Here is a 1,022-nt window from a genome sequence, read left to right as displayed (position 1 = left end):
GGAAGCTCGCAAACAGCAGGAACTGGCCAATCCCGCCCACCAGCCCCGCGCCGAGCATGCCCAGCCATGCCGGGGTCGGCGATGGCGTGTGGGTCCAGGGCAGCGTCAGCGCCATGCAGATCACAAACACCACATTGGTGATCAGCATCTGCTCCAGCACCGAGGTGTTGTCGTCCACCTGGCGCAACTGGATATAGGTAAACGCCCAGCACAGTGCTGCCGCCAATGTCAGGGCGATTGGCAATGGGTCGAGCATGTTGCTGGGGCGACAGGCGATCACCACGCCGACAAAGCCGATGATCAGCGAAATCCACTGGCCGCGACTGGCGCGCTCCTTGAGGATCAATGCCGCGAGCAACGTGACCATGATCGGTGCGGAAAAATACAGCGTGGTCATTTCCGCCAGGGTCAGGTCTCTGGCGGCGGTGTAGTACAGCAGCCAGGCCAGCAGCGACAGCAGGCCGCGGATGATCAACAGCTTGCGGCTGACCGAGTGCCAGGCGCGCTTGAGCAAACCCATTCGCCCGGCGATCACGCACGCGGCGACCACCACCAGGCTACGCCAGAACAGGATGGTGAACACTGAGTAGTCGGCCACCAGCCATTTGATCCCGGCGTCCTGCAGCGCCAGGAACGCATAGGCCAGCGAGCACAGGGCAATCCCTTGCAACGAGCGATCGGTTTTCATCCGGCAGACCTGCGCAACGGTGTGCCGCGTCGCTCGGCAATGGCGTACAGGGCTTCAATCAAAAAGGTCAGGCACAGGTAGACCCCGGCCACCAGCAGCAGCGGCTGGTAGATCTGCAAGGTCTGGGCGCGTACCACATTGGCGGCGCCAAGCAGGTCGACCACGGCAATGGTCGAGGCCAGCGCCGTGGACTTGAGCAGCATCACCGTCTCCCCCGCGAGGGTCGGCAGCAGCAGGCGCATGGCCCGTGGCAGGCGCACCCGCAACAGTGCCTGGCGTGGCGTCATGCCGAACGCCGAGGCGGCTTCCATTTCACCCTTGGGCACGGCCAGCA

The 1,022-nt window shown here is 64.0% G+C and carries 2 protein-coding genes; both read right to left on the bottom strand.

Features of this window, described 5'->3' with window-relative positions; all coding sequences use genetic code 11:
• The coding region (locus tag HX846_RS22645; RefSeq protein ID WP_178966126.1) for a DMT family transporter at positions 1–688 on the bottom strand (688 nt) is incomplete at its 3' end.
• A partial coding sequence (locus HX846_RS22640; RefSeq protein ID WP_178966125.1) for an ABC transporter permease subunit occupies positions 685–1,022 on the bottom strand: 338 nt, incomplete at its 5' end. The genes HX846_RS22640 and HX846_RS22645, both read right to left, overlap by 4 nt.

This window comes from Pseudomonas sp. K5002, from assembly GCF_013386655.1.
In the GTDB taxonomy this organism is placed as follows: domain Bacteria; phylum Pseudomonadota; class Gammaproteobacteria; order Pseudomonadales; family Pseudomonadaceae; genus Aquipseudomonas.
Note: the sequence above shows the minus strand (reverse complement) of the source record. Positions and strands in the feature narration are given on the sequence as shown.